The organism is Fictibacillus nanhaiensis, assembly GCF_036213205.1.
In the GTDB taxonomy this organism is placed as follows: domain Bacteria; phylum Bacillota; class Bacilli; order Bacillales; family Fictibacillaceae; genus Fictibacillus; species Fictibacillus nanhaiensis_E.
Genome location: NZ_JARMFC010000001.1, coordinates 164,131 through 189,769 on the forward strand (window position 1 = coordinate 164,131; position 25,639 = coordinate 189,769).

General features: G+C 37.8%; 26 protein-coding genes. 4 read left to right on the forward strand and 22 right to left on the reverse strand.

The genetic code is table 11. The features are described from left to right. Positions 1-59: 59 nt before the first annotated feature. The 6 genes from P4V41_RS00760 to P4V41_RS00785 all read right to left on the reverse strand — a co-directional run bounded on the left by P4V41_RS00760 (position 60) and on the right by P4V41_RS00785 (position 7,069). On the reverse strand, positions 60-1,157 hold the full coding sequence (locus P4V41_RS00760) for a nicotinate phosphoribosyltransferase (protein WP_328082957.1): 1,098 nt from the start codon (positions 1,155-1,157) through the stop codon (positions 60-62). A gap of 342 nt (positions 1,158-1,499) precedes the next feature. Further along, positions 1,500-4,202 (reverse strand): DNA translocase FtsK, encoded by a 2,703-nt coding sequence (locus P4V41_RS00765; RefSeq protein WP_328082958.1) that lies wholly within the window; start codon positions 4,200-4,202, stop codon positions 1,500-1,502. 144 nt (positions 4,203-4,346) lie between these two features. Further along, positions 4,347-5,162, reverse strand: coding sequence for a DUF1444 family protein (locus tag P4V41_RS00770; protein ID WP_328082959.1), 816 nt, complete (start codon positions 5,160-5,162; stop codon positions 4,347-4,349). 72 nt (positions 5,163-5,234) lie between these two features. Then, a complete protein-coding gene (gene queF / locus P4V41_RS00775) occupies positions 5,235-5,660 on the reverse strand; it encodes a preQ(1) synthase (protein ID WP_066396893.1) in 426 nt (141 codons plus the stop codon). 61 nt (positions 5,661-5,721) lie between these two features. Further along, positions 5,722-6,048, reverse strand: coding sequence for a thioredoxin family protein (locus P4V41_RS00780; RefSeq protein ID WP_328082960.1), 327 nt, complete (start codon positions 6,046-6,048; stop codon positions 5,722-5,724). 13 nt (positions 6,049-6,061) lie between these two features. Continuing rightward, positions 6,062-7,069, reverse strand: a complete 1,008-nt coding sequence (locus P4V41_RS00785; RefSeq protein ID WP_328082962.1) for a PTS sugar transporter subunit IIC — start codon at positions 7,067-7,069, stop codon at positions 6,062-6,064. Between the two features lie 170 nt (positions 7,070-7,239). Here P4V41_RS00785 and P4V41_RS00790 point away from each other — a divergent pair, with 170 nt between their 5' ends. Next, positions 7,240-9,435 (forward strand): methyl-accepting chemotaxis protein, encoded by a 2,196-nt coding sequence (locus tag P4V41_RS00790; protein ID WP_328082963.1) that lies wholly within the window; start codon positions 7,240-7,242, stop codon positions 9,433-9,435. Between the two features lie 31 nt (positions 9,436-9,466). Here P4V41_RS00790 and mltG read toward each other — a convergent pair whose 3' ends face one another. From mltG to queD, 6 genes are all read right to left on the reverse strand, one after another. Beyond that, the gene (mltG, locus tag P4V41_RS00795; protein WP_328082964.1) at positions 9,467-10,492 is read right to left on the reverse strand and encodes an endolytic transglycosylase MltG; all 1,026 of its coding nucleotides are present in this window, start codon (positions 10,490-10,492) and stop codon (positions 9,467-9,469) included. A gap of 144 nt (positions 10,493-10,636) precedes the next feature. Continuing rightward, positions 10,637-11,149, reverse strand: coding sequence for a DUF84 family protein (locus P4V41_RS00800; RefSeq protein WP_328082965.1), 513 nt, complete (start codon positions 11,147-11,149; stop codon positions 10,637-10,639). 13 nt (positions 11,150-11,162) lie between these two features. Further along, positions 11,163-12,233 (reverse strand): M42 family metallopeptidase, encoded by a 1,071-nt coding sequence (locus P4V41_RS00805; protein WP_328082966.1) that lies wholly within the window; start codon positions 12,231-12,233, stop codon positions 11,163-11,165. 84 nt (positions 12,234-12,317) lie between these two features. After that, entirely contained in the window at positions 12,318-12,989 is a 672-nt protein-coding gene (gene queC / locus P4V41_RS00810) for a 7-cyano-7-deazaguanine synthase QueC (protein ID WP_328082968.1), read from the reverse strand. A gap of 3 nt (positions 12,990-12,992) precedes the next feature. Continuing rightward, entirely contained in the window at positions 12,993-13,718 is a 726-nt protein-coding gene (locus P4V41_RS00815) for a 7-carboxy-7-deazaguanine synthase QueE (protein WP_328082969.1), read from the reverse strand. After that, the gene (gene queD, locus P4V41_RS00820) at positions 13,708-14,190 is read right to left on the reverse strand and encodes a 6-carboxytetrahydropterin synthase QueD (RefSeq protein WP_328082971.1); all 483 of its coding nucleotides are present in this window, start codon (positions 14,188-14,190) and stop codon (positions 13,708-13,710) included. Before queD ends, P4V41_RS00815 begins: the two co-directional genes overlap by 11 nt. A 245-nt stretch (positions 14,191-14,435) precedes the next feature. Here queD and P4V41_RS00825 point away from each other — a divergent pair, with 245 nt between their 5' ends. Beyond that, positions 14,436-14,744 carry a peptidase M4 gene (locus P4V41_RS00825; RefSeq protein ID WP_328082972.1) on the forward strand — a complete coding sequence of 103 codons (309 nt, stop codon included), beginning with the start codon at positions 14,436-14,438 and terminating at the stop codon, positions 14,742-14,744. Between the two features lie 44 nt (positions 14,745-14,788). Here P4V41_RS00825 and P4V41_RS00830 read toward each other — a convergent pair whose 3' ends face one another. The 3 genes from P4V41_RS00830 to trmB all read right to left on the reverse strand — a co-directional run bounded on the left by P4V41_RS00830 (position 14,789) and on the right by trmB (position 17,053). After that, positions 14,789-15,325: a hypothetical protein gene (locus P4V41_RS00830; RefSeq protein ID WP_328082973.1), complete on the reverse strand. Its 537-nt coding sequence runs from the start codon at positions 15,323-15,325 to the stop codon at positions 14,789-14,791. A gap of 129 nt (positions 15,326-15,454) precedes the next feature. After that, positions 15,455-16,297: a YtnP family quorum-quenching lactonase gene (locus P4V41_RS00835; RefSeq protein WP_328082974.1), complete on the reverse strand. Its 843-nt coding sequence runs from the start codon at positions 16,295-16,297 to the stop codon at positions 15,455-15,457. Positions 16,298-16,411: 114 nt separating this feature from the next. Then, positions 16,412-17,053, reverse strand: coding sequence for a tRNA (guanosine(46)-N7)-methyltransferase TrmB (gene trmB, locus P4V41_RS00840; protein WP_328082975.1), 642 nt, complete (start codon positions 17,051-17,053; stop codon positions 16,412-16,414). A gap of 116 nt (positions 17,054-17,169) precedes the next feature. Here trmB and P4V41_RS00845 point away from each other — a divergent pair, with 116 nt between their 5' ends. Then, positions 17,170-17,454 carry a YtzH-like family protein gene (locus P4V41_RS00845; protein WP_328082976.1) on the forward strand — a complete coding sequence of 95 codons (285 nt, stop codon included), beginning with the start codon at positions 17,170-17,172 and terminating at the stop codon, positions 17,452-17,454. Between the two features lie 50 nt (positions 17,455-17,504). Here the strand turns inward: P4V41_RS00845 and P4V41_RS00850 are convergent, their stop codons facing one another. The 6 genes from P4V41_RS00850 to thpR all read right to left on the reverse strand — a co-directional run bounded on the left by P4V41_RS00850 (position 17,505) and on the right by thpR (position 23,303). Further along, positions 17,505-18,287, reverse strand: a complete 783-nt coding sequence (locus tag P4V41_RS00850) for a phosphotransferase family protein (protein ID WP_328082977.1) — start codon at positions 18,285-18,287, stop codon at positions 17,505-17,507. 153 nt (positions 18,288-18,440) lie between these two features. Further along, positions 18,441-20,579, reverse strand: coding sequence for a type I pullulanase (pulA, locus tag P4V41_RS00855; protein ID WP_328082979.1), 2,139 nt, complete (start codon positions 20,577-20,579; stop codon positions 18,441-18,443). Between the two features lie 157 nt (positions 20,580-20,736). Next, complete coding sequence (locus P4V41_RS00860) at positions 20,737-20,940, reverse strand: hypothetical protein (protein WP_328082980.1); 204 nt, start codon at positions 20,938-20,940, stop codon at positions 20,737-20,739. 26 nt (positions 20,941-20,966) lie between these two features. Beyond that, complete coding sequence (locus tag P4V41_RS00865; protein ID WP_328082981.1) at positions 20,967-21,890, reverse strand: diacylglycerol kinase family protein; 924 nt, start codon at positions 21,888-21,890, stop codon at positions 20,967-20,969. A gap of 49 nt (positions 21,891-21,939) precedes the next feature. Further along, positions 21,940-22,722 carry a hypothetical protein gene (locus P4V41_RS00870; protein ID WP_328082982.1) on the reverse strand — a complete coding sequence of 261 codons (783 nt, stop codon included), beginning with the start codon at positions 22,720-22,722 and terminating at the stop codon, positions 21,940-21,942. Positions 22,723-22,745: 23 nt separating this feature from the next. Further along, complete coding sequence (thpR, locus tag P4V41_RS00875; protein WP_328082983.1) at positions 22,746-23,303, reverse strand: RNA 2',3'-cyclic phosphodiesterase; 558 nt, start codon at positions 23,301-23,303, stop codon at positions 22,746-22,748. Between the two features lie 112 nt (positions 23,304-23,415). Here thpR and cysK point away from each other — a divergent pair, with 112 nt between their 5' ends. Continuing rightward, positions 23,416-24,348, forward strand: coding sequence for a cysteine synthase A (cysK, locus tag P4V41_RS00880; protein WP_328082984.1), 933 nt, complete (start codon positions 23,416-23,418; stop codon positions 24,346-24,348). Between the two features lie 93 nt (positions 24,349-24,441). Here the strand turns inward: cysK and P4V41_RS00885 are convergent, their stop codons facing one another. Beyond that, positions 24,442-25,623: an MFS transporter gene (locus P4V41_RS00885; protein WP_328082985.1), complete on the reverse strand. Its 1,182-nt coding sequence runs from the start codon at positions 25,621-25,623 to the stop codon at positions 24,442-24,444. Positions 25,624-25,639 lie beyond the last annotated feature (16 nt).

The following is a 25,639-nucleotide window of genomic DNA, read 5'->3' on the forward strand; positions in this document are numbered from 1 at the left end:
ATAAAAGTCTAATAGAGCTGTTTATCTATTTTTCCCAACTTCTCTAAAATAATGATATGTTATTCCACTAGTTCTAGTCTTGGATTATGGCGATAGATTCTTCCAGCTTTTGCTTGATGCTGTTCGTTCATCATAACGTTATCACCCGTGAACCCAATATTGATCTTTAATAGATTGCTGCCTACCCCATAAATATCTACGGGTACTTTCTGTTCCTCAAACTGCTCGATTCTTTCTTTTTTGAATCCACCGCTAACTACAATTTTAACATGTTGGAAGCCTTCTTCATCCAGCGCTTTTCGAAGTGCAAAGATCAGTTCTGGATTCACACCCCTAGGATCAAACGACCCTAGTACATCAGGGTTTCTGAAGAAATATTGATCGACCATCGTTCTTGAAGTATCAACCCTTACCCCTTTTAAGGTCTCTCCAAACTCTCTTGCAACTTTTAAAGCATCTGTTATCACATCATTGTTGTAATCAACGAGAGAGATCAGATCATCTTCCGGGTATTTCGCGTGATAAGCTTTCGTAGCTTCTACAATATCCCCATTAAAGATTTGAATGAGGGCGTGTGGCATCGTACCCATACCTTTTTTGCCCCACCATTCATTCATCGCATGTGTAGCCTGAGCAGTTGAGCCACCAATATAAGATGCATAGCCATCTCCAGCTTGCTGTGCGAAATGATCGTCTCTGTCTCCCATAAAAATGACCGGCTTCTGGATACCAGATTTGCTAGCAGCTTTTACAACATTATAAACATTCGTAGCAACTGATGTTCTTCTGGCTAGAATTCCATCAATCATTCCTTCTAAGAAACCAAAATTTTGATAAGGTCCCTTTATCGTTAAAACCGTTTCAAACGGAGAGATTTTATCTCCATCTTTTAAAGAATGAATCTCTAAAGAATCTACATCCTTAGCAAAGGTTTTAATTAGCGCGATCGCTTCATCTGAACCGCACAAGACGGCGTCACTTTTTTGAAAGAATTGCATCGTTACGATATTGTCTGGTTTAAATGATTCTACAATTTCACAGGTTTTAAGAAAATAAACAGCAGAGAACCAGCCTTCTCTGATCCGTTCATCAAATTTAAATGTTTTATTCGTGAGCCGCTTGATTTTTCCTTGCAGCTTTAATTCTATCTCTTTCATTAATTTACTCCTCATGACTTTTTCCAAGGTATAAAAGAAGGGAACTATTCCCCACACTATAATAGCGAACAAGGCACAATAACTCAAGAAAATCATTTAATAGAGTATTTTAGAAAGTGACCAGAAAGTTAAAAAAAATGATAATCAGCTAAATTTGCCGATATAATCGAAATTTTGCCTATAAAAAGTTTTTTTCGCTGATATAATCTGTTTCTTGGCGATATAATTTTAATTTTGCCGATACCCTTACTTTCTGTTAAATCGAGACTAAGCCAATCTGCTTACAAAAAGAAAGAGCCGATGTAAGGCGTCCCCTATAATCAGCTCTTTCCTATAAATTTATTACTCAACACCGCTATATAATCGATTCTCTAGTTCTTCTTGTGTAAGAAGAACATGTCTTGGTTTACTTCCCATCGTTTCAGAGACAAGACCGAAACTTTCCATCATGTCTACTAATCTTGCTGCTCGGTTATAACCGATCCTAAATCTTCGTTGCAAGCTAGAAGATGACGCAGCGCCTACTTCGATTACATAGTAACACGCTTCTTCAAAAAGCTCGTCCTCTACTTCTGTTGTTTGCTGATGCTGAATCAGTTCTTCACGCGTAAAAAGATATTCTGTTTGATACTCTTCTTTTACGTAGCGTGTCACTTCTTCAATTTCTTCATCAGAAACAAAGGTACCTTGAATACGGACTGCTTTGTTCGATCCATTCTCCATAAAGAGCATATCGCCTCGCCCTAATAAGCGCTCTGCACCACTCATATCTAGAATGGTACGAGAATCGATCGCGGACGAAACTGCGAATGCCGTACGAGTTGGTACATTGGCTTTGATCAGGCCAGTGATAACATCGACGGATGGACGCTGTGTTGCGAGTAGAAGGTGGATTCCACATGCTCTTGCCTTCTGAGCAATTCGGCAGATCGCTTCTTCAACCTCTTGTGGTGATACCATCATAAGGTCAGCTAGTTCATCAATCACTACAACAATATATGGCATCTTGTTTTTATAATGTTGCTCTTCTTCCATCTTTTGATTGTAACGCTTGATCTCACGTACACCTGTTTTTGCAAACTCTTCATAGCGGCGTTCCATTTCTTCGACCGCCCATTTTAATGCAGCCGTAGCTTCTTTTGCATCTGTAATAACAGGGGTCACTAGATGCGGAATATGATTGTATGGTGCGAGTTCGACCATTTTAGGATCGACAAGTAAAAGTCTAACATCTTCCGGCTTTGCTTTATACAGCAAGCTCACAAGTATAGAATTGATACAAACGCTCTTTCCTGATCCAGTAGCTCCTGCTATAAGTCCGTGCGGCATCTTTTGAAGATCAGTCACCACTGGTGCTCCAGAGATGTCTAAACCGAGAGCCACTGTTAAGGAAGATGCTGAATCCTTAAACACATCATCTTCAATAATCTCACGTAAATAAACAGCTCTGCTATGCTGGTTCGGCACTTCTATACCGATTGCATTCTTTCCTGGAATCGGGGCTTCAATTCTTATATCGCGAGCAGCCAGGCTAAGTTTTATGTCATCTGTAAGATTTGTAATCTTGTTTACCTTAACGCCTGGAGCAGGTTGAACTTCAAAACGTGTAACAGCAGGACCTTTTGTCATATGAACTACTTTTGCATTCACATTGAAGTTATCTAGTGTTGACTGTAGTGTATGCTTTTGTTCGTTCAACCACAGATCATCATCTTCAAGTGAAACCTTCGCTTTATTCAATAATGACAATGGAACAAACAGCTGATTGTTTACAGATTCAGCGCTTTGATGAGTGTTTAGTTCTGTTCTTGCGATTTGTCTGCTTTGTGGCTGACGTATTTCTGAATTTGAAGCAGGTCGTGCTAGCGACTTCCTGTCTTTTTTTAGCATTAGCACATTAAAAGGAACAAATTGTCCGCCACTTTTTGGAGCTTCTTTCTTCGGCTGTGTTTGTTCAATTACTACATTTTCTCGTTCTTGCTTTTCTTCAACCTTAATAGGAGTTATCTCTTGAACATGTTGCGCTTCAGGGTTTTCCGTTCGTTTCTCGGCAACTTCAGACACATCAACAGGTTCAATCATTTGGTGCTGTTTCTCTACGTTCAAAGAGTAAACCTCGCTATTATCCTCCGACACATACAAGTCTGGTGATTCAGCAACCATTTCAAGCGACTCAATGTGCTGTTCTTCTTGGGATACTACATCCTGTCCCAAGATTACTTCATCTTCAACAGGTAATTGTTCTGATTTAACCATACTTTGATTCAATTCTTGAAATTGAGAGGTCTCACGCTCAATCTCTTGTATACCCATTGAGCTTTTTGTTGTTGCAGCAGGTAACACTTCTTCAACAGTCTTTAAAAGTTCTTCTGTAACAGAATCCTTTTCAGGTATATCTCTACCGATGAACAATATACCTTCTGGCTTTCTCTTTCCATATCCGTATACAGGGGATGGTACATCTGTTGGCGTAAACCGAGATTTAACCTCAGGAGTGGTCTCCTTTTGTTCTGGTTTAATCTGAGCATCACTCTTATTTCTTCTCTCGTATCCATAAACAGGCGATGGAACGTTAGATGCTTTAAATGCTTGACGTTTTGGTTCTTGGTTAAAATTAGTGGATTTTGCTTGAGATCTTCTGTTGTCATTTTGAAAAGATCGTTGCTCACGAACAGGGCGCTCTTCTCGATATGATTTTTCTTCCCTGACAGGGGTATTAAATTGTTGTGTTTCTTTCTGTTGATATGTATGACGTTGTGCAGCTGGTTTTGAGTTTTTTTCATCAGGGATTACAGGAAAACGAAATGGCGCATTCTCAGGATACTTATGCAGCATTTTCGCAGGATGCTGTATATTTGATTGAGACGTTTTTCTTCCATTGCTTGCAAAAGGAGCTGGTTTCGTTTTCTGAGTATTTTCCACTCTTTCAATAGCTTGCTGTTTTTTAACAGGCTCTTGGCTTCTGGTTCTCTCTTCCTCATAGTAGGAGTCATCTTCATTTTCATCGTCAAAAAACGTGTTCATTAATTTTTTTATCCAACTCATCTTCTCACCTATTTCTGTTGGTTGTTTCTTTATTGTAGCGAAAATAGAAGAGAAACAATAGTCTAAATATTCATCTATAGCACATGCGTGTAAAAAGATAAGAAATAAAAACCACTAGATGTTTCTAGCGGCTTTTATTATAAATCAATCTGTTGTTTCCTCTTCTACTGGTTTATTCTTGGCTAAAATAAAGATTGGTTCTAGCTCTTTGTTTTCATACACAAACGGTAAAGCTGTAATTGGCACTCGTCCGTTCATGAAAAATTGCATCGCCATCTGAGCCAAGATATCGTATCCTTGCTTATTTTTGATATCTGCAACGATCAGTACGTCTTGATGTGGTATGGCAACCGCCATTTCTCCAGAGATATTTTTCTTCATATCTTCTAAGAAATTAACGTTTAGAATTCTGCTAGCATCGTAGCCATCATTATGATTTAAAAAGTAAAACGTATTTCCAGCAACTTGGTCTTCTTTATGATCTGTTGATAACCTTTTAACATTGAACCTAGCAGCATCAAGTATTTGAGACTTTTCTACCTTCAACTCCCTCATCTTATTATTCGTTAGAAGTTTGTAGGTTTTGCCTAGGTCTAAAGCATAATAAATCCTTGTTTCTGCTGTATGCTCTTGATAGAACAGTTCTTCTCCTTCTTGTGTTTCTGTAGGGAAGGAAGCAGAACGTATGACTGGGAAGATGCGTGATAAGCTATTAGAACCTTCTTCTTCATGAGAAGCGGCGTTCAACCCTTCTTCTACGTAATAAACAAGTTTATCGATAAGTTCATCTTTTTCTTTCGACCAGCGCGCACTGAGTCCTCCGAGAGATAAGGATACACCTTTCCCCGTTACCTTATTCGTAATTCGAAGTGTTTCATCTTCCCTATCATATGAAAATTCTCGGGTTGGACTCATAAGTCTCTCTTGTAATGTTTTCTTTAGTTTAATGGAACTGCTCATGTATGAATCCTCCTTTCTTAGACGACCGTTACTCGTAACGTGAAAAACCTCCTAATGGAGGTTTTTGTTCGTTTACTTGCTGTTTTCTTCTTTATATTCTACTACTACTTCTGTTCCTAATCCGCCACGCGCGTTCCAGTTTCCAACTACTTTAATATATTTTGGTTTAAGGAGCTTAACTAGATCTTCCAAAATACGATTTGTAGCATGCTCTTGGTAGATTCCAACGTTACGATATGAAGTTAGATAATACTTCAAAGACTTCATTTCTACTAGATCTTCATTTGGAATATAGCTGATGATGATATCAGCAAAGTCCGGAAGACCTGACCAAGGACATACAGATGTAAATTCAGTCGTAGGAATGGTTACCATTGTATCTTTTCCTACATACTCATAAGGAATTGTTTCTAATATATCAACAAGGATTACGTTCTCATCTTGGATGTCAAAACGAATACCTTCATATTTGCTGTGATTTACTTCAACTTTAGCCATCAAAAAACTTCCCTTCACCTAAAAAAATCATTTTTTTGTTATTATAACATACTCTTTTGACCTATTTTGAAGGAATGTTAAGCTCTTCTAAAAAGGCAACAATCTGCTCTTTTGTTTTTCTCTCTTTATTCACATATCGTCCGATCTCCTCGCCATCCTTGAAGGCTAAGAAGCTTGGAATACCAAAAATATCAAGCTCTTGACAAAGTTCGATCAGTTCATCACGATCCACATAGACAAATTGATAGTTTGAGTATTCTTCTTCAATTTCTGGTAGAATCGGCTTAATTACCACACAATCTGGACACCAGTCTGCAGAAAAAACAGCTATTGTAACATCCTTTTTGATTGTTTCATTAAATTGTTCGATCGATTTGATGTTTTCCATTTAGACCGTCTCCTTATTGATTCAGCTTCATATCGCCAAATTTAATATATCCTTTTTTTCTTAACCATTCTGAAAGTATCAGACTTATGATAATTGGTCCTATAAAATGCAAAATAAATATAGCAAGAAACGTTTCAAAGGTAAAGCCCATCGTCCTGAGCGTCATAATTTGCCCTACGAGACCACTCGTTCCCATTCCTGCTCCGGCTGAAATGTTCTTCATTTGAAAATAAAGAGTTCCGATCGGTGCTAGTAGTATGCCTGCAACCGTTGGCGGAATTAAGATATACGGATTTCTTACCACATTCGGAAACTGCAGTTTTGATGTTCCGATCCCTTGTGTTAGCCACCCTCCAAATCCATTTTCCCGGTATGAACTTGTTGCAAACCCAATCATTTGAGCTGCACATCCAATTGTTGCTGCACCAGCGGCTAGACCCTCTAGGCCTAGCATCATCGCAATTGCGGCTGAAGAAATCGGACCTGTTAGCGCAAAGCCAAGCAATAGAGCTACTAATATCCCCATGATCAATGGCCTCTGATCGGTTGACCACATAACAAGCTGACCAAACGCCTTCATGAATTGATCAATTCCCGGTCCAATAAATGTAGCAATCGTATAACCTGTAAAAATTGTAACTGCAGGTGTAATTAAAATATCAAATTTTGTTTCTTCAGATACTAGCTTTCCGGCTTCAACAGCAATCAATGCTGCTACATAACAGCCCGCAACACTCCCAAGATCTGCTCCTGCTGCCCCCGCTATACCTGCTGAAAAAATAACGAGTGGGGGTGCTTTCAATCCGTACGCCACTGCCGTACCGATCACTGGACCCATCAAAGTCATCGCTAGCTGTCCCATCTCTGTAAAAAATGGAAGCGAGAGTTGTTCACCGATCGTCTTTAGAATCAGTCCTACGATAAGCGATGCCATCAATCCTAATGCAAAATATTGAAACCCCGTAATAAAATACGTTTTGGGTGATAGACTTACCCCTTTTTTATATAAAAATTTCCTCATGTGAAATGACTCCTTTAGCTGTTCTGTTAAACATGTCCCTCAAACATTATAACTTGTTTTAAACTCATGTAAAGACAGGTGTAAAGTTAATTAGTTTTACATACAATTCTTTTTACTTCGAAACTTAAAATAATTCAAAAAAGACCGATAAAATGGCAGGGGGGATTCATATGAACATGTCGATACGAAGAAGAGTGCGACTGATGCTTTTCATCAGTTTAGCCGGAATGGTACTAATACTTGCATTTATTGGATTATTTTTATGGCAGAACACCCAAATGGAAGAAGAAAGAGATTCAGTACAATTAACATTACGGTCTAGTAATGATATTCAGAGTGCATTTAATGAAGTGCGTAAACTTGAACAAGAGTATTTAAGAGACCCTAACACAGAGTCTAAAGAAAAGGTTCTATCTTCATTAAGTGACCTACAAAAAGAAACGAGTAAAGTAGCTAAAGAAACGAAAAATTCTTCAATTAAAGGAATAGAAAAAGACTTGTCTGCTTATCAAACGTCATTTAATTCTGCTACAAGTCTTACCACTCAACTTAACTCATTAAAGCAGATGATGACAGAAACATCTAACAACTTTTATGAATCAGTGAAAGCCATGAACGACCAAACTTTATTGATCACACTGCTGCAAATGCAAACTTATGAAAAAGATGTTCATATTAAGTATGACAGCACGACGGTTGAAAGCTTTAAAGAAAGTGCTCAAACGTTTGATCGAATGTTAGATGAGAAAAACCTGCCTGCCGATCAGTTGTCTACTTTCAAATCGAATTTATTAAAATATACAACTTCTGCAGATACGATCCAATCGATCACAAAAAAAATCGGGGATGATATTTCGACTTTTGAAAAGATCGCTAATGTTGTAGATCAATCAACGAAAGATGCAGAAAATAATTTGCAGAAGGAAAATGTAGAACTAACTAAAAACCAAAAATCAGTTAAGTTTTGGCTAACGATCAGTTTAATTGGTTTAAGTATCGTAATCTTATCGATATTAAGTGTAATCGGTGTTTGGCTATTACGATCTATTCAATCTTCTATCTCCGTTCTAAAAGAAGGTGCTTCCATTATTGGTGATGGGGACCTCTCTTATCGAGTAGAGACAAATTCTAAAGATGAAATGGGAGAACTAGCTCAAACCTTCAATCGCATGGCAGAAAAAATGCAAAGATCAATGAACGAAGTAAAGGATGCAGCGGAGAAACTAACGAGTTCATCTCAAAACTTAGCAGCCGTATCAGAAGAAACCACAGCACAAAGTGATGAAGTGACAGAAGCGATCTCACAAGTGGCAACAGGAGCTCAAAGTCAGGCTGATCACTTGCAGGAATGTACACTTCTGCTTTCTGATGTGACTGGATATATAAAAGAAACCGCATCGATCAGTGACGAGATTGCTTCAGATGCTATGCAAGCTGAAAATGACGGAAAAGCTGGCTCCAGCATCGTCCATCAACTAAATACACATTCTGAGAACTTTTTAGAATTAGCTCAAAGCCTTATTTCAGAAATCCAAGACGCGAGCAAACAATCCAAACAGATCAATTCAATCGTTGAAACGATCCAAGAGATAGCTGGAAGCACAGACCTTCTTGCACTTAATGCAGCCATAGAATCTGCAAGAGCTGGTGAGGCTGGAAGAGGCTTTTCAGTTGTTGCCAGTGAAGTTCGAAAGCTTGCTGAGCGTTCTAAGAATGAAGCACTAAGAATTCAGCAGCTGGTAAAATCCATGACAAATCAAATGGAATTGTTATCAAAAGAAACGGTGCGCTTTGAACAATATCGTGTTGATCAAGTAGAATCCGTTCAGCAGACAGAAAAAGCGTTTTCAAGCATCATTCAAAATGTTTCTCAAATTAACGGAAGAATCTCTCAAGTAAAAAGTGCGATTGATCGTGTTGAATCGGCTAATGAAAACTTATCTGAAAAGCTCTTTGAAGTAAGTGCGATATCTGAGGAATCTGTTGCTACAAGTGAACAAGTTAGTGCTTCAAGTATTCACCAAAAAGAAGCCATCCACCAAGTAAACGTTGCTGCGACAGAACTCCAAGAAATTGCGCTTACTTTACAAGAAGAGGTAGATCAATTTTCTTTAGGTGAAAGAGAATCTCTAACCACTGATGAAGAGGTAGAATTTATGGATACTTACCATGAAGCTGCAGCTACAGTTGATGATAGTGATGTAGAAGAGTTTGTAGTTCAAGAAGATGAATACCGAGAAGAAATGGAAGCAGACAGAGAAATAGCTCCTGTTCACCATGTTGACGAAGAGGAGATACAAGAGGAAATAGAGAATATCACGGAGACTGATCATTCTTTAGATCGTGAATCTAAAAAAGAAGACTAAGTTATAAAACCCGGTGATCACCCACCGGGTTTTAATAATTTCCACTCAATTGAGTATATTTTCTATGTTGTTTATACGTTTTTGCAAAGAAATGACTCCATGTACCATCCTGTTTTGCAACAAAGTAATAATAGTCATGATCTTCTGGATCGGCTGCTGCCTTTAATGAAGGAAGATCCGGACTTGAAATCGGTCCTGGTGGTAGACCACTGTTGATATACGTATTGTATGGACTTTTGATTTTAAGGTCTTTTCTTCTTAATGTTGCTTTTGGTTTTTCAAGCAAATATTGAACGGTAGAACATGATTGCAGCTTCTTCCCTTCTTCTATCCTATTCATAAAAACACCAGCGATTTTACGCTTCTCTTCATTCAATAGTGCTTCTTTCTCAATAATTGACGCTAATGTTATCATTTCATAAGGAGTGTGATCAGTAGTAATTGAGATTTCCTTTGTTTCTTCAATCATCCTTTGAATCATTTGATGAATCACTTCATCTGCATTCATTTTCTTCTCAAAATAATAAGTGTCTGGAAAAAGAAGTCCTTCAACTGCAAATTTAATATTGGATTTCTTGACTTTATTATTAATTCCTAATTGTTCTTGTTGATCTTCAGTTAATGTTTCCCACGGTTTTGCTTCATTAAGGAATTGCTTTCTATCCACAACTCCCACTTTATTTAAACGTTCTGCAATCTCTAATACAGTCAATCCTTCTGGAATAATCACTTCTAAGGCTTCTGTTTCATTTGCTAAAGTAGAAAGATCTTGTAAGATCTCTTTATACCCTTTTCCTTGTTTAATCGTATGTTCTCCTGCTACAACGCTATTTTTCTTCCCAGTAAAATTCGCATAAACTGTAAATAAAAAAGGGCTTTTAATAAATCCATTTTCATTTAAACTTTTGGATACTGTTTTAAAATCACTGTTCTCTTTTATAACAAAAGCCTTCTCCGCCGTACCGTCAGGGGGTGAAACTTCATATATGATCCACCCTGCACAAAAAGCGATGAGGATAACAAAAAAGATCAGCACTCTTTTCAAATATAAGTTCAAAGTTAAAATCCGCCTTACGTTTTTGTTTCTAATTTTCCCTGATTATTCTTATTCATTCAAAAAAGGTTGTTAGGTAAGGGGTACAAACCTTACTAACAACCTTCTTGTTGAAAGATACACGCGCAATAGAACGCACGCTTCTATTTATTTGTTTAAACTATATACATATTGCCCCAAAAGAATCGTGGAAATATGCAAAAACATCTCACTCCTAGATAGCATGCCACTAGTGAAGACACCTATCGCTCCATCCTTTTTTCTAATCTCCGGGTCCTTTGTTAATTCACCCATTAATGTTCCAAGTTCCTTACCCTGCTTCAGACCTGTTACGATTCCCGATGGTAGTAGAATGCGCGCTCCTGCAGCTGAATAGACGTTTCCATCTTGGTCAGCCACCGCTCCCCAGTTACATAAATACATGCCATCTTCCATCTCCATAACACCGCCTTCAAAACCAATACCGATGTCCGCTCCTTGCTTTACACAATCATTTGCACGGTTGATTGCACCGATCTTGGTTTCCTCATCAGAAAAAGGCTGTGCAGAAACTAATGATTCCGATGAGTAGGATACGAGTTCTGATTCCTCAAAATGGGTAATAAAAGGATGAGCTGCCCTAATTTTTGCAGGGTTAGATGATCCAATTCCGATTTTCATTGTTCGTTCATCCTCAGCTATTTTCTAAGATTGTTCTTAATGTGGATTCATCTGCTGTTTTAACAAGTCGAATAAGCAATTCTTTTGCAGCGGCATAATCGTCAACATGTATCATTGAAGCATGCGTGTGAATATAACGTGAACATATCCCTATCACTGCGGAAGGTACACCATTTCCGGAAATGTGTACGCTTCCAGCATCTGTTCCACCTTGAGAGATAAAGTACTGGTAGGGAATTCTATGCGTTTCGGCTGTATCTAAAATATATTCCTTCATTCCACGGTGAGTTACCATCGTTCTGTCTAAAATCCTTAATAATGCACCTTTCCCAAGCTGCCCGAACTCACTTTTATCCCCCATCATGTCATTCGCTGGACTTGCATCTAATGCGAAAAATAGATCAGGTTGAATTAAGTTAGCTGCTGTTTTGGATCCTCTAAGTCCTACTTCTTCTTGAACCGTAGCACCGCTATACAATTCGTTAGGCAACGTTTCATCTTTAAGTTCTTTTAATAGTTCAATCGCTAATCCTACACCATATCGATTATCCCATGCTTTAGCCATGATTTTCTTTGGATTGGCCATCGGTGTAAACGGACAGATCGGAACGATTTGCTGTCCAGGTCTTACACCTAGGTCATGAGCTTCTTGATCGTTATCTACGCCAATATCTATGTACATATTCTTTATACCCATCGGTCTGTTTCGCTGATCTTCAGAAAGAAGATGAGGTGGAGTCGAGCCGATAATACCTGTAATAACATCACCTTTATCCGTGTAAATATTTACACGTTGAGCTAACAGAACCTGGCTCCACCAGCCACCTAACTCTTGAAATTTAAGCATACCGTTCTTCGTAACCTTCGTAACCATGAAACCGACTTCATCCATGTGCCCCGCTACCATAATCTTTGGACCATTTCCTTTTTTAACACCAAAGATGCTGCCAAGACCATCTTGAATAATTTCATCGGATACAGGTTCGATCTCTTTTCGGACAAACTTACGAACATCTCTTTCAAAGCCTGGTGCTCCTGGCAATTCAGTCAATGTTTTAAACAAGTCGAGTGTTTCTTTATTCATATAAAAACAACCCCTTCTAATTAGTCACATGTACATTTTTATTGTACACCTTATAAGAAGGGGTTTTCTATACTTATGAATGTTCTAGATTTCGTAAATGATCGGATCGACCGCTCCTGCTTCTTTAAAACCTTTTAAACGTAATACACAGCTGTCACATTGTCCGCAAGCTGCTTCTTTCCCATTGTAGCAAGATGTTGTTAGATCATATGGCACTTCAAGAGAAAGACCTTTTTCAATCGTTTCCTTTTTAGATAAAGAGATCAATGGTGTTTCAACTGATATATTTATTCCTGTCACACCCGCTTTTGTTGCTAGATTAATCGTTTCTTCCATGCTCTGAATAAATTCTGGACGGCAATCTGGATAGCCGCTAAAGTCAACCGCTGAAACACCTGTATAAACCGCAGTGGCTCCAATGACTTCAGCATAAGCGCTTGCGAGAGATAAGAAAATCATATTTCTAGCAGGCACATATGTTACAGGAATTCCTTCTTCTGCCTCAGTTGGAACATCTACCTTTTCATCTGTAAGGGCACTTCCGCCAATATCTTTTAAGAAAGTAAGATCTACAATTCGGTGATCTGCTACACCATAAAATTTACCGACTTCAATGGCTTGTTCAACTTCTCGATTATGTCGTTGCCCATAGTGAAAGGTGATCGGGTATAAGTCATACCCTTCCGCCTTTGCAATTCCCATGCAGGTTGTGCTATCAAGTCCTCCACTTAAAACAATAACCGCTTTTTTGTTCATGGGTTAAACCCCTCTCTCTTCCGGATGCCAAATTACTTTATGAAGCTGAAGACTGAGCTTCGCATTTGGTAGTGGATTCTCCAATAAAAGTTCAACAAGACGTCTCGGAGGCATACTTTCCCATACCGGACTTACACAAATCTGACCATTTCTGTAATGTTTAGAGACTACTTGTTTCGTTATCTCATAATCGTTCTCTGATCCAACTACGAATTTAATCTCATCTTGGTGTTGAAGCTCTTTGAAATTCTCCATGTGCATCTTGTCCATCTCACCTGAAGCTGGGAGCTTGTAATCCATAACGAATCTCATCTTTTTTTGTAAATCATGGTGAGAGTTGCGCAATTGCTCAAATGGCTGTAAATCAATAGCTCCATTCGTTTCTATATGGATATTTACAATATGATCCAAGTCAGCCATAGCTAGAAGTAAGGCAGCTGACTTTTCTCTATGGATTAAAGGCTCTCCACCTGTGAAACAGATTCGTTGTGAGCGGAACGTCTTGATCGTATTCACAATCTCTTCTATCGTTGCTTCAAACTCTGGCTTAGCAGGCGCATAACTATATGTCGTATCACACCATGTGCAGCGAAGATTGCAATGAAAAACACGAACAAAGACTGTTGGATACCCTGCTTGTAACCCTTCACCTTCAACCGTTTCAAAAATCTCGACCATAGGAACTTTCCAGTGTTTCCAAACGTCTTTAGACGGCAGATTAAACATCATCCTTTTCCACCATCCATTCTCTTTTCATTACAGCATAGCTAGTAGGTGTCTCATACAGTTTAAGTTCTTCTAACCTGTGACCTTGTTCACTTAGACCTCGTTCGTTTAGTTCATGATCTATTTGCTCCCAAATCCAAACTACCATATTTTCTGCAGTCGTATTCATCGGCGGAAGAACTTCATTTAAATATTGATGATCTAATTTACTGTCAATTGCTGATTTAAAGATTTCTTTTATCTCTCCAAAATCCACGGCAATGCCGATTGAATTTACAAATCCGCTCATTGTAATAACTAGTTTGTATGTGTGACCATGGAGATTTTTACATTTTCCATCATAGCAATGCAGATGATGAGCCGCATCAAACGTAAACTCTTTGCATACTGCAACCCGCTTATTATGGTACTTTAACTGATCGCTCTTAATGTCGCGACCCAGTATTTGAACATCTGTTGGAATTTTATAAGTCATTCCAGTTCATCCTTTCGAATGGAGCACGAAAACAAAAAAACTCTGCTAATAACGCAGAGAGTGTAAATGTTCATTCTTCACGCTCCCTAGTTTTGTTTTAAGAGGGGTGGGAATTTCGAACCCTCCAGCTTTATCAAGTGTATCTTATCAAAAAAGCCCAAGAAAAAGAAGGCTTTTCTTTGTTATACTGATAATGAAGGAACTATATGATTTGAAAAATGTATATACATAAGGTGGGAATAGTAATGAATTGGAGAAACCTGATTCTAGCAGGCCTTACAGGTGCTGCAATCGGTTATGTTGTTACAAAGAAACAGACAGAAGCCATCACACCAGAAAAAGCGCTAAAACAATTTAAGGAAAAAGCAAGAGATCATTACACAATCTCAGGAGCCTGGATCATGGTTAACTCTGAAGAAAAGAACGTGCATGGCCTTCCATACTCTGTATTTAAGGGTGGCTTTTCAAACTCATCACCTGGAAGGGAAGCGTCGCATTTCGAATTCTTAATCGATGCTTCAACTGGAAGTCTGTTAGAACTCGTTCAAAAGTAAAGAAAACCCTTAGGACATTTTTCCTAAGGGTTTTCTTATAGAGATTAACGATATAATTTTGTTTGGTCGTAAAGATTGTTATCAATCTTAAATTTCGTAGTAAGATACTGACGCTTTTCCCAAACAGTTAAAATGAATAATGGAACTAGAATTAAAACAAATAGTAGTGCTGTAACAACGATCCAATCCATATGTGTTCCAAGATCTGATTCGTGTGCTTTTTTATAATCTTTAATTTGAGAATTTGCTTTAGCAACTGCCGCTTCAGCTAAAAGTTCGTTCTTGTCAGCATCATAGAAAACAACTTCTGTGTGATCGAAGTAAAAGATGTTATCTCTGACTGTGTCATAGTTAGCAATAGCAACTGTTACTTCTGATGCATCTAATTCTGAGTCTTGATTTGGGTATGTTTCAATATCTGTTAAAGTTAGAGAACCCTTTTTTAAATCTTTGTGCTTACTTTCAATTCCCTTTTCAATCGTCTTCTTCATTTCATCTGTAGCTTGTTCAGCAGATACGAAAGTACCCATGGATAAAAACAGTGCTAAAACGGTAAAAATGGCAACTAACTGTTTTTTCATTTTCAAATCCCCTCTCATTTTTTACCCTTTAAGATATAAATAAAGTTCATAAATACATGCCTCTCATATTTTAACATATCCTGTCGATTTCGACATTCACTTGAAAATGGAAAATATGTGACGGTTTTTTTACATTTTCGGGGAACGTGGTATTCTTTCTGTCATGTCTCCTTTTTCATCCCACTTAACTGCACGATAAATGCAATCATGATAAAAGAAATACCATGTATCAGGCTTTATCCACTTTTGTTTTTGAAAGATCGAAGTCATAGGATAATCATCATAAGCAAGCACCCATAATGGGTTATGATGTGCATGCGTTGGCATGATGTCACCGATGTGATAGAGCTTTTCTCCATTCTCTATCGTTAGCTCGATCAGCGAATGTCCATCACTATGACCACCTGTATGAACCATTCTGATACCTTTCATAATCTCTATCTCTTCTTTAAACGTCCTTACTTGTTGCTGAATAGGTTCCCAATTTTCTTTCCAGTATGTATTCTGAGACCTGATATTTGGATTCTTTAGCTCATTCCATTCTGTTTCAGAAGTATAAATAATAGCGTTTTCAAAAACAGGTACTAATTGATCATCTTCCCATCTTGATAGCCCTGAAGCATGATCAAAGTGCATGTGTGTCATAAGAATAATATCAATGTCAGCTGTTGTTAATCCTTCTTTTTTTAAACTTTTTTCTATAAGGGATTCTTCTGTAACGCCATAGTTTCTTTTTTGTTTTTCTGTTAATTTTCCATAACCGATCCCAGACTCAATCAGTATGTTCTTTCCTTCAAAACCCTTAACAAGAATAGGTTCAGTTCTAAGCTCAATTTGATTCTTGTCGTTAACAGGATATTTTCTTTCCCAAAGCGGTTTAGGAACGACTCCAAACATAGCACCGCCATCCATATGTGTGACCCCGCCATCCAACCATGTTAATGTTTTCGTACCAATTTTCCACTGATCCATATTTTCTGTCTCCTTTCATTTCGATCTCTGTTCAAGTGTATCATAAGAAACAAGGATGGTATGAAAAGAAAAGACCCAAGCATATGCTTGAATCTTTATGAACGGAATTGTGCTTTATGAACGGAATTGTGCTTCCATACGGTAAATTCGATATCCTTTTTCTGAGAATTTCTCTTCATATTCTGTCATAACGTTGTCTTGCATATCACTTTTATGAAGATCTAGACTTACTTGGTTAAAGAACATACCATAGGTTGACATGCTATGAAGTGAATACTCAAACAACCCTTGATTATCCGTTTTAAAATGAATTTCACCCGGTTTTTTTAATACCGTCTCATATCTCTTAAGAAAACTTTCATGCGTTAATCTTCTTTTTGCATGCTTGGATTTTGGCCAAGGATCTGAAAAGTTGAGGTAAACACGCTCAATTTCACCTGGCTCAAAGTAATCTAGCATTTGTGATGCATCTGCTCTAATCAGTTTAACGTTTGGTTTTTCGTCTTCTAGAATACGGTCCAATGCAGTGATGATGATGCTGTCGTAAAGCTCCATCCCTAAATAATTTATAGAAGGGTTTTGTTTAGCCATACCATTAACAAATTGTCCCTTACCTGTTCCAACCTCAATATGAATCGGATTGTCGTTCCCAAAAAAAGAGTGCCATTTTCCTTTCATCTTTTCTGGCTCTACTGAAACGTATTCAGGATGATCAATTAATTTATCTTTAGCCCAAGGTTTAAATCTTTGACGCATATTTTCTCCCCACTTTTCACACTTTTATAAACAATAACACTTGTTTCTTATTCGTCTAATGAAGGATATTTTTTGGCAAAATCCATATGCTATGCAATGAAAGGATGTGCAGCAAAATGCCATTAAATCATAACGATCAATTGCATATCATTAGAGATCTTCTTCAAGACCATTATACCGATTGTGCTGGTTCACCATCCGAATGTGCTCAATTAGAACGTCTTGCTGCACATTTAATGGAGAACGGTGCAGTTCATGAAGAAGTACGAAGCATCTTATCCAATATTAACGAATATAGTCATACCGGATTTTCACATCAGCATTTAGAAGAACATATTACTAATCATCGTCCTCATTTAGAAACATGGATCAACACGATTCAAACACATCATCCATATTAAGACACTATTCCCTAGGAAATAGTGTCAGATGAACTTATATATTGTCAGTGTTAGATCGAACCAGCAAGTTTCTTAATACTTTCTGCAAAATGGGCAGTCTCTTTAGACTGTCCTTTTTCTTTATACCAGAAAAATGAACTTATGGTTTGTGCCAAAACATACCAATGCATTCTTCTTTCTAAATCATCATTAAGTGTTTCCCCATATTTTTCGAGCCATTCTTCCCATTTTTCGTAAGGAATATAGCTATAGAGAAGCATTCCAAGATCAAGAGCAGGATCAGCAATCATGGCTCCATCCCAATCGATCAAATATAATTCATCGGAATCGCTTAGCAGCCAATTGTTATGATTAACATCACAGTGGCATACAACCAAATTATCGACTTCTACCTCAGACGCCGTCTCCATTAAATAAGCGAAGGAATCATTGATGATTTCTAGATAGTCTTTCTCTTTACGCATCTGCAATTGTATATCGTTTAAAAGGTCAACCGGCGTTAATCTTTTTTTCTCTAAGCGATTCATCATGCCCAGCAGTTCTTGAGATCGGTGAATTTTTGCCAGAAGTTCGGCTACATTCTCACTCTTCATATCTGCTGCTTTCAATTCACGACCGTTTAGCCATTGTTGAGCTGTTATTACGTCTCCATTCCCTAATCTTTTCGTCCATAAAAGTTTAGGAACAATTCCTTCTGCAGAAAGAACAGCTAAAAACGGAGAGGAATTACGCTTTAAAAACAGTTTTTGGTTCCCATATTCAGCTATATATGCTTCTCCCGTCGCTCCGCCAGCAGGGGAAACCTGCCAATCTTCTCCCAAAATCTGTTCCAAAATGTTCACCTTCTTGTCTAGTTACGAAATCCGTTTTTTTATAGTTGTTCTATCAAAAATAATAGCATTTCCGTATCAAATTAAATTACTGCGAAGTCATTATTTTAACACAAAAAATGTAGAAAAGCACTTGATTCTTGATTCTTTACAATTCTAAACAGAATAAAGTAAAGAAAAAGATAACGACTCTAATCTGTACAAATCCTTGTTTAAAATTTGATTAGTGTATTTAACATCCTCAATAGCTATCGTCCATCTATTTTGTTCTATAGGTATGCTTATTGGTTTAGCTGTTTGGTTGAAGAGTAATAAGGCTTTGCTCCAATAAGAAGAACCATTCTTTATATCGGTGGAAGGAAGGTGCAACTTAAATCCTAATCCACCATCTGGTACCACCCATTCTAAAAGCTCAGCAGAGTTATCACGAAAGATAGGCTGTGATTTCCTTATCCTTATCAGCTGTCTAAAATAGTCAACTTCTTGATGGAGAGACTCAACAAGGTTCCAGTCGATCGCATTGATCGTGTCAGGGAGGTTATAGCTGTTCTCTTCTCCTTTTTTCGTTCGAAAACATTCTTGCCCCGAGTGGATAAATGGGACACCTTGTGCAAAAAGAGTAAACGCTAACGCAAGCTGTTGCCTTTTCCTTCTCATTACATCACCTTCAAAGGGGTGCCTAATGTACAAAAGGTCGTACAATGTGTGATTATCGTGGCATTCTGTATAATTAATGCTTTGTTCTGCTTTTATAAACGTAACATGATGTCCTGCATAACCCTTCATCACATGAATCATCTGATGTTTGATTCGTTCATCTTCATTACCATTAATAAACCCGCTTTGACCCTCAGGAAAGATACTGCCCTTAACATGTTCACGAAACGCATCATTAAAAAATGAATAAGATGGCATCTTCTTGGCGGATGCGAGAGTAGCTTTTCGTTCCGGCTCTAAATTTGTATTTAAATCCCAGCCTTCTCCAAGTAAAAATACGCCTGGGTTCATAGATTTTAACTTTTCTGCTGCCTGATTCATTGTTTCAACATCATGAATCCCCATCAGATCGAATCTAAATCCATCCACCTTATATTCACTCATCCAAAATATTAGCGCATCTAAGATGAATTTGCGCATCATTTTCCTTTCGGATGCAGTATCATTTCCTACGCCCGTTCCATTAACTGGGTTACCACCATCGTCATAGCGAAAATAATAGCCTGGCACAAGCTTTTCAAATGATGATTCCTCACGTTTATAGACGTGGTTGTAAACTACATCTAGAATGATTGAGAGCCCATTTTGTTGCAGTGTTTGAATCATTGTTTTAAGTTCTTTTATTCGACATATCGGATCATAAGGGTTCGTAGCGTACGATCCTTCTGGGGAAAAGAAATGAACAGGATCATATCCCCAGTTGTACGCTGAATTAGGATTTTTTTCATCAACACTTCCGAAGTCTGCAACAGGCAACAGCTGAACATGAGTTATTCCAAGGCTTTTTAAATAATCCAATCCCGTAGGATATCCATTAGATGTTTTTGTTCCATGTTCTGTTAATCCTAAATACTTTCCTTTATTTAAGACACCACTATCTGTGTGAATGGTTATATCCCGAACATGAACCTCATAAATGATACTGTCCGTTTTTGAACGAAGGTTGATCTTTTTTTCAGATCGATTCCAACCTTCAGGATCTGTTTCAGGTAGATGGATTACAACAGAATGTACTCCGTTTGCAGTAACAGACTTAGAATAAGGATCAGTTGTATCTACCCATTCATGATTTACGTTTACAGCAAACATATATTCTGTTAGGTGATGATCACCCTCTAACGTAACTTGCCAGACTCCTCTTTCAGTCCTTAACATCTTTTGTTCAATAAAGGCATTAGAATGCTGATGTTTATACTTGAGAATCATTGCAAAAGCAACAGGTGACCAAACTTTAAATGTTGTACTTTCTGGTGTGTAATTCGCTCCTAGACTACTTTCATCATAATAGAGGCTATCGAACTTTGCTGTACGAACAATGCTACCAATCTTTAAGGGAATTCTTTTATCGTAATATGTTACCCAATATTGATTTTTTAGATCGATTGGCATTCTTGTTCTACATTTATAGATTACCTGATCATGATAGTGTTCTTGTTTATCGATGGTTAATGGCTGCAATACCTTCTTATCATCTACCAATGAAAGAGACGGGATGATCGAAAAGGGCTTATTAACTACAATGGTTATCATCGAAAAATCATCGATATATGCGGACATTGAATTGTGATCACTTTTCAACGAACTCACCCCTTTTTATCGCTATTACATCATATTGAACGTAAAATGAATTTGTTATTCCTTTATATAAAAAAGAGGCCCATCCCAAAAGTAAGATTGGATTACTTTAGGCAGCCTCACACTTTTGGCGAAGATAACCAAAAAGAGTTTTTCATTTTCACTCCGCATTTAAATATTTATTCTTCATGATTCTTCCGGCAATAACAATTGCCGCGTAAACGATGACAGGTACAACAATTCCAAGAATTAGATGGTCATTGGTTACATCTAAAATCCAATTCTTCAAACCTGACTTCTTTTCAATCAACATAACCCAAAGGAATGCAAAAAGAGCAATATTAAAAAAATCTGTCCATTTCATTTTTATCCCCACTCATTTTTAATAATTTATATTTTAACTGAAACTGTACCCGGTTGAACGTCGATACGAACTGGAGTAGTCCCTTTATATTCACCATCTGCATGAATAGCTACTGATCTACGTGTTATCACTTCAATCTCTTTACCCGTAAACTGAGATACACCTTGTACGTTAACATGACCACCCCAAAATACAGAAACAAAGAGCAATAAAAGTTTGAAGAGAGATAGATCATGTACAACACAAACATCTAAAACTCCATCATTACATTTAGCTGAAGGACAAATTTTCATGCCCCCTCCATAGTAGGGCATGTTACCAACAGCTACAAGCCAGACATTCGTAAACTTATGTTCTTGTCCATCGATTCTAATTTCCATGGAGTCAGGCACATAAAACTTTAGAACCTTAAACAATGTAAAAACATATGCTAGTGAACCTAATCTTAGCTTATGTAAATACTTTTTATAAGACGCTTCATTTGTAACCTTTGCTACTTCTCCATCTAAACCTATACCAACAGCACTTATAAAAGACTGGATTTTATTTTTTCTTCCTAAAAGTTGAAGACTTCCCGAGTCAGTCTTGACCATTCGATTGCGCTTTAAATATTCAAGTTGTTTTCTTAACCCCCTAACATCCTTTGTTAGTACTCGCACGATATCATTGCCAGATCCTCCAGATATAAATCCTAAAGGAATGCTAGGATTTTCTTTCATACCGTTTAAAACTTCATGTATCGTACCGTCTCCACCTACAGCGATAACAGCTTTAATATCATCTTTGTTTATGTATGTAATCTTCTTCGCAATTTCTGTGGCATGACCGCTATACTCTGTATAAAACGTTCTATAGCTTATCTCTTCCTCGTCCATTGCCTTTTTTAATTGATCAAAAGTATAAAGCGCTTTTGCGTTGTTTGTGTTGATGATAAAGAAATATTTTTTCATTCAGTGCGTCCTCAATCTTATGTTTTTAGAAGTATTTCGACAAAATCTCTCAAATACCTTCAAAATGAAACTCAGACTCACTGGATAACGGATCTTTTCTGTATAAAGATTTTGTTACGCCTCGTTTGAGGAGATCAGACACGAATTTTAATTGCAGACCTTTAATGGGTGCCGGATTTTGTTGCAGAAGTGCATGCCACTCATTAAAATTACGTTTATCTACATATCCTACTCTTCTCCAATCACTCGTAAAATCAATAAATGAGTCAGGTGCAACAATACATGACTTTAAGGACAACTGTTTTTGATAGGATTCCAAAGTTTCTCGTACTAAAGATTGCATGCGTTCGAGTCGAATAAAAGGACTTAAAACGGTCTCCTTTTGCTCATGTCGAACATTTTTCCAGAAACGTTTGTTATCTGCTTCTTGCCAAATTCCTTCTCCATTCATCCAAACGATCAGCCACACCTCTGTAGGCCCTACTAAAATTATATTTAGTTCCACTCCTGCATTCTTCACTTGAAAAACAGGTTCATAGAACAAAAAGTAGTTATCAGGAAGTCCTTTAATGAGCAACTTTAGCGTTTCATCAAAAAGATATTTTTTATCCCAATTTGAGATCTCTTTTACAGTCGAAGTCGCCCAGTTCATCTGATGATGGAATAATTTTTCTCGAAATTCTTGATGTGAGCGCTTGCGGTTGTCAGTTTCGTTTTGTTGTTGAAATGCTTTCCAGCGATTTTCTTTAATTCGCATAAATAGAGATTGATAGTGATATAAATTGTTTTCATATCTTGATACGTAATCAAGTAATTTTACCAGTTGCGCCATTGGATCTCCCCTCTGTTTCATCTCTAAAAAGAATATGAGTGTATAACGTGGTATTTGGGCTGTTTATCAACATGTGTTTCATAGAGAACGATCTCGTCTGCTATGAATGATACGTTCTCGCCATAGCAATTCCACCATTGTTGTGAATCCACCGCAATATGATCTGACTCTATATGCTTTCTTGCTAAGGTAATGTGTGGAGCATAAGGTCTTTTATCAAGTTGAAAACCTACCTTCTCACATACATAAGCAACTTGTTTTTGCAGATTATATAAACAGTGTTCTTCTTCAACACCTGCCCAAAAGATTCGTGGGTGTTGTTCGTTTCCGAAAAAGCCGAATCGGTTTATTTGAAGAGAAAAATTATTCTCTGTAATACTTAACTCTTCGTTAAGTAACTTATGAAGAGTTTGAAGCTGTTCTGACGAAGCAGCACCTAGAAAAGCTAAAGTGATATGAAAGTCCTCTGGATGTACCCATGTTTTAAAGTGATGTTCATTCTTTGTACGGTTACAGATTTCAGCAAGCTTTAATTTAATCTCATTAGTAAGCTTGACTGCCAAAAAATAATGTCTTTGCATACTTCTCACGCACCTTCATTTATTTTATCAAAGAATAACTATGATACATCTGCTTTTTTCCCGCGTGACTTATTTGTTATAATTAAATCAGCAAGGAAAAGGAGTGCAGTTTATGAGAGTTGTTACAAATATCGCGGATTTAATCGGTGATACGCCTATCGTAAAGTTAAATCGACTTCCTCATCAAGGAGGAGCGGATGTCTATGTAAAACTAGAATATTACAATCCTAGCCGGAGCCTGAAAGACCGAGCTGCTTATAATATGATCATTGATGCAGAACAGAGAGGCATTTTAAAAGAAGGCTCTACGATTATCGAACCTACTTCAGGAAATACAGGGATCGGACTCGCTATGAATGCAGCCGCTAGAGGTTATTCTTCCATAATTGTGATGCCTGATACGATGACAGAAGAAAGAATTAATCTTTTAAAAGCATATGGAGCAAAAGTGGTGTTAACACCTGGTGATGAAAAGATGCCTGGAGCAATAAAAAAAGCAAGAGAGCTTGCTGATGAAATTCCTAACAGCTACATGCCTATGCAATTCGAGAACCCTTCGAACCCGGATGCACACAGAGGAAGCACAGCGATTGAGATTAAAGAAGCCATCGAAGAGTTAAACAAGCCCTTTACGGCTTTTATCGCACCTGCTGGTACAGGAGGAACGATTACAGGTACGGGTGAACAACTTAAAACGTTTTTTCCGAATTTAACTGTTCATGTCGTAGAGCCTAAAGGGTCTCCTGTTCTTTCCGGTGGAAAGCCTGGGAAACATAAGCTTGTAGGTACAAGTCCTGGTTTCATCCCTGCTATCTTAAATCAAGAGGTTTATGATGAGATTGTTCAAGTTAATGATGAAGACGCATATACAGTTACAAGACGTCTTGCTTCAGAAGAAGGCATCCTGGTCGGTCCATCATCAGGAGCAGCTGTTTATGCCGCTTTAAAAATTGCGGAAAGACGTAAAAAAGGTGAAGTTGTAATCTGCATGACGTGTGATTCAGGTGAACGTTATTTATCGAGTGATCTATTTCAATTTGAATAAAAGACTAAAGCATCCCAAACAGAATTGGGATGCTTTTGTTGTACATTATTTCAGATTAGGGTGGTTACTTTCCACTTCAGGTCAAAAAAATTTTTACAGAGATCTTTGAATCAGTATTCGACCTTGCACTTCCATCTTTGTGAGGATTAACACCATTATCAGTCCTATAAACGATAAAGCGCCAAAAAATAAATACGTATAAAAGATGGTGTATTTATCAAAGATCACACCGCCTACAAACGTACAAAACCAAGAGCCTAAGCCATTCCCTACAGCTGTGTATAGGGAAACTGCGGTTGCTCTCACTTCTACTGGTGTATAGGTTCGAACATATTCCATCGCTGCTGGAATAAACAACCCGACTGAAAATCCTTGTACGATGGTTGTCATTAGTACGATCTGGTACGTTGGTTCAAAGAAATAAAAGGTCCAACGAACAGCAGAAACCGTCGCTGCAAAGACCATAATATGCATCATTCCCCACCTTTTTATGGTGAGTCCAGCAAATTTCATAAACGGAGCTTCACTTCCAGCAGCGATCAAGAAGGCTAGTCCAACACCTGCTAGAGTTCCGCCTGTTTCTTGAATATAAAATCCAAAGTAAAAATTATTAGCAAAGATAGGACCAAACACCAAAAAAGTAGCAGCGAGAAAAACTAGGTAGGAAGGCATCCTGACTAGCTGCCCAATCCCCCTCCTTAGATCTGTACGGAGCGATTGGTTATCTTTCGGCATTTTGATTACAAATAAAATACAGAGAAGAAGAACGGCCGTAAACATATAGAAAATCACTTGAATTCCAATGGAATCTGAAAGTTTTCCAGCTATATATACAGCTACTGCAAACCCAACCGCCCCAAAAAGTCTGTAATTTCCATACTGCTTGTTCTCTTTTTGTACATAATTCAAAAGAATACTGTCAGAAACAGGGACTAGAGCACTCTGCATAAATGAAAACGCGATAAGTATCCCGATCAACCAAAAATAGGACTCAAACAGGTAGATACTATACCCAAACCCAGCTGTTAACAGTAATGATAGAACTAACACAGACCTTGGACGCCTTGAATAGTCTGTAACCACACCCCATAGAGGCTGAGCAAAGATCATGACGACTGGACTGATGGACATTAAGGTTCCAATTTCTGTCCCGCTGAGACCTACTGAATCTTTAAAATAAACACCTAATAACGGAAATAAACTCCCTAGACCAAAAAAACTTAAAAGATAAAAGCCTTTTAGACTGATAGAGGTTTTATCGGACGTATTAATCATGATGTACCCTCTTTCA

Excerpts from the sequence above, each read along its gene's own strand:
- P4V41_RS00760 (WP_328082957.1), bottom strand. The coding sequence starts at position 1,157 with ATGAAAGAGATAGAATTAAAGCTGCAAGGAAAAATCAAGCGGCTCACG.
- P4V41_RS00765 (WP_328082958.1), bottom strand. The coding sequence starts at position 4,202 with ATGAGTTGGATAAAAAAATTAATGAACACGTTTTTTGACGATGAAAAT.
- P4V41_RS00770 (WP_328082959.1), bottom strand. The coding sequence starts at position 5,162 with ATGAGCAGTTCCATTAAACTAAAGAAAACATTACAAGAGAGACTTATG.
- queF (WP_066396893.1), bottom strand. The coding sequence starts at position 5,660 with ATGGCTAAAGTTGAAGTAAATCACAGCAAATATGAAGGTATTCGTTTT.
- P4V41_RS00780 (WP_328082960.1), bottom strand. The coding sequence starts at position 6,048 with ATGGAAAACATCAAATCGATCGAACAATTTAATGAAACAATCAAAAAG.
- P4V41_RS00785 (WP_328082962.1), bottom strand. The coding sequence starts at position 7,069 with ATGAGGAAATTTTTATATAAAAAAGGGGTAAGTCTATCACCCAAAACG.
- P4V41_RS00790 (WP_328082963.1), top strand. The coding sequence starts at position 7,240 with ATGAACATGTCGATACGAAGAAGAGTGCGACTGATGCTTTTCATCAGT.
- P4V41_RS00800 (WP_328082965.1), bottom strand. The coding sequence starts at position 11,149 with ATGAAAATCGGAATTGGATCATCTAACCCTGCAAAAATTAGGGCAGCT.
- P4V41_RS00805 (WP_328082966.1), bottom strand. The coding sequence starts at position 12,233 with ATGAATAAAGAAACACTCGACTTGTTTAAAACATTGACTGAATTGCCA.
- queC (WP_328082968.1), bottom strand. The coding sequence starts at position 12,989 with ATGAACAAAAAAGCGGTTATTGTTTTAAGTGGAGGACTTGATAGCACA.
- P4V41_RS00815 (WP_328082969.1), bottom strand. The coding sequence starts at position 13,718 with ATGATGTTTAATCTGCCGTCTAAAGACGTTTGGAAACACTGGAAAGTT.
- queD (WP_328082971.1), bottom strand. The coding sequence starts at position 14,190 with ATGACTTATAAAATTCCAACAGATGTTCAAATACTGGGTCGCGACATT.
- P4V41_RS00825 (WP_328082972.1), top strand. The coding sequence starts at position 14,436 with ATGAATTGGAGAAACCTGATTCTAGCAGGCCTTACAGGTGCTGCAATC.
- P4V41_RS00830 (WP_328082973.1), bottom strand. The coding sequence starts at position 15,325 with ATGAAAAAACAGTTAGTTGCCATTTTTACCGTTTTAGCACTGTTTTTA.
- P4V41_RS00835 (WP_328082974.1), bottom strand. The coding sequence starts at position 16,297 with ATGGATCAGTGGAAAATTGGTACGAAAACATTAACATGGTTGGATGGC.
- trmB (WP_328082975.1), bottom strand. The coding sequence starts at position 17,053 with ATGCGTCAAAGATTTAAACCTTGGGCTAAAGATAAATTAATTGATCAT.
- P4V41_RS00845 (WP_328082976.1), top strand. The coding sequence starts at position 17,170 with ATGCCATTAAATCATAACGATCAATTGCATATCATTAGAGATCTTCTT.
- P4V41_RS00860 (WP_328082980.1), bottom strand. The coding sequence starts at position 20,940 with ATGAAATGGACAGATTTTTTTAATATTGCTCTTTTTGCATTCCTTTGG.
- P4V41_RS00865 (WP_328082981.1), bottom strand. The coding sequence starts at position 21,890 with ATGAAAAAATATTTCTTTATCATCAACACAAACAACGCAAAAGCGCTT.
- P4V41_RS00870 (WP_328082982.1), bottom strand. The coding sequence starts at position 22,722 with ATGGCGCAACTGGTAAAATTACTTGATTACGTATCAAGATATGAAAAC.
- thpR (WP_328082983.1), bottom strand. The coding sequence starts at position 23,303 with ATGCAAAGACATTATTTTTTGGCAGTCAAGCTTACTAATGAGATTAAA.
- cysK (WP_328082984.1), top strand. The coding sequence starts at position 23,416 with ATGAGAGTTGTTACAAATATCGCGGATTTAATCGGTGATACGCCTATC.
- P4V41_RS00885 (WP_328082985.1), bottom strand. The coding sequence starts at position 25,623 with ATGATTAATACGTCCGATAAAACCTCTATCAGTCTAAAAGGCTTTTAT.